General features: G+C 56.3%; 7 protein-coding genes and 1 pseudogene. 4 read left to right on the top strand and 4 right to left on the bottom strand.

Features of this window, described 5'->3' with window-relative positions:
* A partial coding sequence (locus tag RHIBUN_RS0132670) for a BON domain-containing protein (protein ID WP_025662852.1) occupies positions 1–554 on the bottom strand: 554 nt, incomplete at its 3' end.
* Between the two features lie 470 nt (positions 555–1,024).
* Here RHIBUN_RS0132670 and RHIBUN_RS36685 point away from each other — a divergent pair.
* Positions 1,025–1,198 (top strand): hypothetical protein, encoded by a 174-nt coding sequence (locus tag RHIBUN_RS36685; RefSeq protein ID WP_156932801.1) that lies wholly within the window; start codon positions 1,025–1,027, stop codon positions 1,196–1,198.
* A 38-nt stretch (positions 1,199–1,236) separates the two neighbouring features.
* Positions 1,237–1,621 (top strand): annotated as a pseudogene (locus RHIBUN_RS34640) (pyridoxamine 5'-phosphate oxidase family protein).
* A 965-nt stretch (positions 1,622–2,586) separates the two neighbouring features.
* Here the strand turns inward: RHIBUN_RS34640 and RHIBUN_RS0132645 are convergent.
* Complete coding sequence (locus tag RHIBUN_RS0132645; protein ID WP_156932800.1) at positions 2,587–2,919, bottom strand: hypothetical protein; 333 nt, start codon at positions 2,917–2,919, stop codon at positions 2,587–2,589.
* Between the two features lie 42 nt (positions 2,920–2,961).
* Here RHIBUN_RS0132645 and RHIBUN_RS0132640 point away from each other — a divergent pair, with 42 nt between their 5' ends.
* Positions 2,962–3,615 (top strand): phosphoribosyltransferase family protein, encoded by a 654-nt coding sequence (locus RHIBUN_RS0132640; protein WP_025662849.1) that lies wholly within the window; start codon positions 2,962–2,964, stop codon positions 3,613–3,615.
* 111 nt (positions 3,616–3,726) lie between these two features.
* Here RHIBUN_RS0132640 and RHIBUN_RS0132635 read toward each other — a convergent pair whose 3' ends face one another.
* Both RHIBUN_RS0132635 and RHIBUN_RS37845 read right to left on the bottom strand, forming a co-directional pair.
* Complete coding sequence (locus RHIBUN_RS0132635; protein WP_245271793.1) at positions 3,727–4,653, bottom strand: glucokinase; 927 nt, start codon at positions 4,651–4,653, stop codon at positions 3,727–3,729.
* A gap of 461 nt (positions 4,654–5,114) precedes the next feature.
* Positions 5,115–5,543 (bottom strand): hypothetical protein, encoded by a 429-nt coding sequence (locus RHIBUN_RS37845; RefSeq protein WP_245271792.1) that lies wholly within the window; start codon positions 5,541–5,543, stop codon positions 5,115–5,117.
* Positions 5,544–5,709: 166 nt separating this feature from the next.
* Here RHIBUN_RS37845 and RHIBUN_RS0132620 point away from each other — a divergent pair.
* The coding region (locus tag RHIBUN_RS0132620; RefSeq protein ID WP_025662590.1) for an ISNCY family transposase at positions 5,710–6,844 on the top strand (1,135 nt) is incomplete at its 3' end.

The raw sequence follows: 6,844 nt of genomic DNA, 5'->3' as shown, positions 1-6,844 counted from the left end.
GTTCCATCAAGCGTGACCTTGCCATCAAGCACGTTCACTTGGATGGCTTGAGCCTCAAGTTCTGCGTCGCGTCGGAACGCGTCTTCGATCCGCCGTTTGACATCGCTCGAGGTGGGGCGAGGGGCAACCGCGATCAGGTTTGAGATGCCGACGACGCCTGCCAGATCGCGAATGGCGCTCGCAGCCGCGTTTTTCTGATATTGCCATTCAACCGTGCCTTCGAGGGTGACCCAGCCGTTCTGAACCCTGACGGTGACTGCATCCCTTGGCACGGTCGTACGCCATGCCAGCGTGCTGATCGAGCGCTTGGCGATTTCGTCGTCTGCGGTAACATGGGTGCCGTACGGACGCACCTCTATTTCCTGGGCGATAGCGTGCACGCCCTTCACGCGTCGAGCCGCACGCTCGGCGGCGTCCTTTTCGGAATAGGTGGCAACGTGGCCGGTCAGTGTGACCACACCACCTTCTGCCGTGACACCGATATGGGCCGCGTCGATGCTAGGCTCAAAATCCAACTCATCCAGTACATTCTGTCTCAATGTAACGTCTGTCATGGGACAGCCTCCTTCCATGATTGGACGAGAACCAATTTTAGCGACGAACCGAAACGTGAACTTTGACCTAACTCAAAGCGGCACGCACCTTCTGACGCTCTCCGGGGAAGTGCCTTGGCATTTCCAGCGGGTGGCGGCTGAGAAGGCGGTCATGAAGCTGGGCGGCGTCATCGGTGTTACGAAGTCCTGTCGATTATGCCCGCGGCGTCCATTCCAGATGTGAAGAACCGCATCGAAGGTGCGTTGACGCCGATGTGACGGCGAGCGCCATCGAGGTCAATGTTTCCGGTGCCAACGTCACGCTGAAGGGCGGCGTCACGGGATGGCGGGAACGGGCTGCTGCGTAGCGGGCGGCATGGTCGGTCCCCGGCGTCGTCAGCGTTACCAACGACCTTTCGGTCGGTGGCTGATCGGAAACATCAGGTGGCTGGATTGGCCGGCGGCTTTGCTTGAGACATAGGATTCCGATCATGCAAGCTCAAGACTGCTACAGATGGCTGCGCTGGTTCGTTCTCGACCATGCCTTGTTGCTGGTCATCATCGCAATGATCACGACCATCTTCAGCGTGTTCCTGTACCAGTCGGGCGGCGGCGTCAGCCGGCGGGACTTTCACTGGCAGCGGTCCATCGATGACCGGCTCTGAGGACGAGGAGCAACAGACAGGCAATAGCACTCAGAAGCATGTCTCAGGCAGAATGCCTGGAAATGCCGGAATGCGCGCACTATGGCCATCTGGCCTGCTGCAGCGAAGGGCAACCATACCTCGTTCCCATCTATTTCGCCTTCCAGGCAAGAGTGGCCTACAGTTTCTCGATGCCAGGACGGAAAGTCGAATGGATGCGCAGGAGTGGTCAATGGCAGGTTTCAGGAACTGCCGGAGGACGACGCCTGGCATGAGGAGCGCCTGCACGCCTGGTCCTTGCTGGAAAAGCATCTGAACTGGTGGGGGATCGGCTCCTTGAAGCCCGAAGACATCCGGCCAGCGCAGGCTTCCACGCATGTCTTCTACGACATCTATTTGAACGACGTCTCTTGCATTAGGCTGGCGCTTTCTGCCTTGTCCTGAAGGTTGGCGTCGTGGCATCCACGGTAGGTTTGATGCAAGCGGCCGTGTTCCAGTGACCCGCCATCGAGCTCAGGGTATTTTTCGGGAGCTGGCGGCTCTTATCGCGCGGCGCGCACCGCAACACGCGACGCGGGGCATCGGCTACGCGATACTTGAGTAATGTTCGTTACTGGGGAAAGGCGCGGAAATACTCAAAGCGTGCGGCGACAGTCAAGCGATGCGGAAAACAACGGTTCTGGACGACACCATCGCGTCCAGCGGCACTATTTGAGGAGCAGACCTTGAGCGACGTCAAAGACATTGCTCCTTTATCGTGAGCCCGACCTCTCGATCCCCGATCTGTGAGGATCATCGACTTATGACGGCGGCTACCAACCGGTATTGCCCCAACGAAGCACCCAGATTTTCAGTTTGGTCGGAACAAAGGCGAAGGCTTTGCGGATCGCCGGACTTCGCAATCACGGTAAGAGTGCACCACCTTCAGGCTGAGGTCGTGTTGTCGGCTTGCATGCCCGGAAAAGGCAAAGAATGACCTGCAACCATTGTCCACGGCATTGCGCTGCGAGCGGATGAGATTGTCAGAACCCGTTTCCCTTAGTCGGCGGAATGAACGAATCCGAGTATCCTAGTTTGGGCGGCTTCTTTTCTAATTGGCCAGTGACTCCTTCCTGGGTTTGTCGGCGCATTTTTGCCGTGACGGTGTAACCGACAAGAACCGTCGCCGCGATCGTAATGCATGTCACAAAGATCTTTAGCATTGTTGGCTCCCTTCCTGTTCTGCTTTCCACTTTTCATCTAGGGAAGCCGTTGTTCATTGCGCTTAGTCAAAATGGCACAGATTTGTTCGGATATTGTCCCGACGTGAACGTTCTCGAACCGAGCGACTTTGCAATGATCGCCTGTCCGTGACCTTTTCCCGTGCCAGACTAGCCTCGAAGTTCGCCATAGTACTGCGAAAAGGGGCCTCACACGGTGAAAAATTGTTGGTCGATGGCTCGCGCCGAGGCTGGGAGATCATCGCCTTGAAGGTTGCTGGCGCCCGGCGACAAGTAGCCGGAAGTATCATCATTGATACATGTCAATGTCGGGTGGAAACGAAAGTGCCATTTTGCATATCTGCTCGTTTCGGAGGCGCGCCTCTCAACCTTTATTGCGGTAGGCCCCGCCTTGAACCACGGGAAGTTGGCGACGCGCAAGAACATATGCGCCTGTGGCCAGAAATGAAACATTGCCGAGCCGTTGCGACGCCGCTGAGGTGGAATGAGACTGGCGTGCAGGATCAGGATCATCGATGTCATTGCGAGGATCCACATGGCCCCATGGGCAGGGAGGAGTAGCGGATGTTCTTCAGCGATCGCTCTGATGCGGGGAAACAGCTGGCTTTGGCTCTCGAAAGCTATAAGGGCAAAGACAAAGACGTTGTCATTTTTGCCCTGCCGCGCGGCGGGGTGCCCGTTGCCATTGAGGTCGCAAGCTATCTCGGTGCTTCACTCGATTTGCTCTTGGTGCGAAAAATCGGTGTGCCGATCCAGCCAGAGCTTGCTATGGCTGCCGTTGTCGACAGTGCACAACCAGTTTTAGTGCGCAATGAAGAGGTTATACGCCGAGCTCAGGTTTCCGTACGCGAATTCGAACAGCTGCGGCAATGTGCCGTGGCGGAACTCCAGAGAAGACGGCAACTTTACATGACGGGTAGACCGGCTCAGGACGCTTTAGGTCGCGTGGCAATCATCGTCGATGATGGTATCGCTACGGGTGCCACGATGTTAGCAGCGGTCCGCGGATTGAGGCAGCGCCATCCCAGTAAGATCGTCGTTGCGGTGCCTGTTGCGCCCGCATATGAGCTGACCGCGATAATGGCGGAGGCGGACGATGTCGTGTGCCTTCATACTCTTGATTATTTTGAGGCGGTAGGCTCATATTATGCCGATTTCCCGCAGCTATCTGATGATGTAGTTGTTGCGCTGATGGGCGCGAGCTGCGCAGGCACATGATGTTCAACCAGTTCTTGATGTTATGGTCGTGGATGGAACCTGTAAATGGCCCCATAAATCTCCTTGTAATGTCTGCAACCCTCATTCCAGCAGCGACTTTGTGTACGCGTTTCAAGACGATGCAAGCGCCGCGCCCCTCATGGCGATATTCGACGGCTTCACAATATAGATGGGAATCGGTGAAGCAGCGCTTGATGGTCTCGCCACAGGTCCCGGCGGTGCTGCGAACCGTCCATCAACCAGGAAGCCCTGCAGATCCTTAATCAAATCCCCGGCTAGATATACTCCGCCTCCTGCACCATACACCGCCGCAAGGTCGCGAACGAACCGCTCGAGCCAGTTGATGAAATGATGAACTGCCCTTGCTGCAAAGGGATCCTGACTGTCACCTGAAGCGGCCCCGATGATCTCGATAACGCCCCAGCCGGAACGATCGAGGCCCGCACCGATCCTTAGCTCCTCGTGAAGCAAAGCCAAGGCCGACGAAGTAAGGACATTCCCAACTACAGTTCTGTTTTGTCCATTGCGAAGAACGTTGAAAATGACAAGTTCATCTTCATCTTGCGCTCCGAATGACATTTCGCCGGCCCGGCCGGGCAAGACGACCCAGTCGCGCCCCGAGGCAACAACAACAGCCGTTTCGATATCTTCCTGAACCACAGCAATCGCCTTGGGCTGCGTCGGTGACGAGCCTGCTCCAATCTTAAGAAGCTCATGCTGAGAGAGCAATGGGACGCATCGAGATACTGCCTCGACGTGGCTCATGAGCTTGATGGCGGGTATGCTGAAGGCAGCCTGCAACTGCCTTGCTGTAAGATTCCAGTGGAGACGAGGAAGATGGGCGTGTCCTTCCTCAACATTACCGGCGATGGCAATACTCATGCGCGTTGGACGCTCTGACAGTGAGCTCAGATATGCCGTGAGTGCTTGTTCGAAGGATTTAAAGTCTCCAGTACGAAACTGAACATAGTGATCCAACGTCATCTCATCGACATCGGCGATCGCAAAGCGCAAATGTGATGATGTAATTTCGCCCACGACTGCGTTTCGGTCTGATGATGTGGACATCTTTCTATCTCGCATTTGGATAACTTGGTTTGATTTTCCCTCATTTGACGACCGAAACCTTGATTTCCATCAAGGCGCGTTGGTGGCTGGCGGACAAATTTCATCAAATCGAGACGAATTGACAAGGCCAGGGAGCGATGAACGGAAGTCTCTCAATTCCCAGGGTTTTGGGTCGAGCGTTCGCCCCTCGAATTCGAGATGCTGGACGCCTTCGTCCGAAATGCGGGTCGGTGCTTGACGAGAAAGGTACTGATAGAAGCGAGCGGCGGGTGGCCAGGTTTTGACGGTCCCGCTTCCAGAGCTGGTTTGAGCGGTTGTTGTTGTGAGCCTCTAACTGGTCACGGATGGCTTGGATGACCGGCTCGCGATCCTTGTTGATATCGGTCACCGTGAAGATGCGATCTTCAAGCCCTCCGCTTCCAGTCGCTTCTTTACGACTTCGAGCGCAGCCTCCCTCTGGCAGATGACAAAAGGCGCTTTTTGCGCCCGATCGCGTCGGCCACCATGTTCACGATGGTCTGACTCTTTCCCGTTCCGGGCGGGCCTTCGATCAAGAGGCCAGGAGCGTGCCGGGCTTCGATGACTGCCGCCTCTTGGGATGGATCGCTTGCGACAGTAAAGAAGCGATCGATTTCCGATGGTTTGTCCCTGTCTCCTCCCTGAGGAGGCCCCTCCATGACCTTGAGGGCGGTTTCGAGCGCGCTGTCGGCGTCTGCGGTATTGATGAGGAAGCAAGATTGATTGGCATGGAAGTCCGCGATCAAATGTCGGCACGGATCTTTCCATAAATCCACAGCGACGTGAAAAGCGGTCATTAGAACCGAAAAAGCAACAGCTTCAAAACCGCTCGGGTGTTCCATAAGATAGATTATCTGATTGTGGGGTGTAGAGGCTATTTAGTAATGCGACAGTTGGGCCAGTTAGAGATGCGACAGTCTCGCCTCTCGACGCACTGGTCAAAGCCAACGTTGGGAGCAAGGATGACGATCTTCAGCCTGGTCGAGACCATGAGCGGTCGGAGTCGTCATGTCCTGTTTGATCACCATGTCGCAGAAAGAGTTGCATCGCCTTGAACTTATCCAGAAGATCCGTGAGGAACGCCTGAGCGTCGTCCAGGCTGCCGAACGGCTCGACCTCAGTCGAAGCCAGGTGCATCGGCTGCTGCAGGCCTATGACCGGGATGGTCCGGCCGGTCTTGTTTCCAGGAAGCGATCGCGTCCGAGCAACCGGCGCCACAGCGAGGAGTTTCGCAATGCGGCGCTGGATCTGATTCGCGAACGCTATCTTGATTTCGGTCCGACGCTGGCGCGCGAGAAGCTGATCGAGCTGCATCATATCTCTGTCGCCAAGGAGACGCTGCGGCAATGGATGACCGAGGCTGGTATCTGGGTATCACGCCGGGAACGCAAGAAGCGGGTTTTCCAGCCACGCGGCCGACGTGATTGCTTTGGCGAACTGGTGCAGATCGATGGCTCGCATCACTGGTGGTTCGAGAACCGTGGGCCCAAATGCGCCCTGCTCGTCTATATCGATGACGCGACCGGCAAGCTGCTGCATCTACGGTTTGCCGGATCGGAGAACACGTTCGACTATCTGCACGCGACCAAGGCCTATCTGCAGCAATGGGGCAAACCGCTGGCCTTCTACAGTGACAAGCATGGTGTTTTCCGCTCCACGCATGCGTCGGAGAAGGACCGCACGAGCGGCCTGACGCAATTCGGCCGGGCGCTTTATGAGCTCAACATCGATATCATCTGCGCCAACACCCCTCAGGCCAAGGGTCGGGTGGAACGTGCCAACCAGACATTGCAGGATCGGCTTGTGAAGGAATTACGGCTTCGCGGCATTGATACGATCGAAGGTGCCAATTCCTATGCGCCTGAGTTCATTGCGGATTTCAACACTCGCTTTGGCAAGCAACCACGCAATCCAAAGGACATGCACCGACCGCTGGCCAACCACGAGAACCTCGATGGNGCCATGTGCCGGAAGGAAGTCCGCACGCTGTCGCAATCTCTGACGCTACGCTACGACAAGGTGCTGTTCATTCTCGATCCGACCGAGATTTCCAGGCCACTGGCTGGCCAGAAAGTGATCGTCTGCGACTACCCGGACGGACGGCTCGAGATCATGCACGAGAGCTTTTCCCTGCCCTACAGGA

This window comes from Rhizobium sp. IBUN (assembly GCF_000510625.1).
GTDB lineage: Bacteria > Pseudomonadota > Alphaproteobacteria > Rhizobiales > Rhizobiaceae > Rhizobium > Rhizobium altiplani.
The sequence above is the reverse complement of the archived record's forward strand: the minus strand, read 5'-3'. Positions and strand labels throughout refer to the sequence as shown.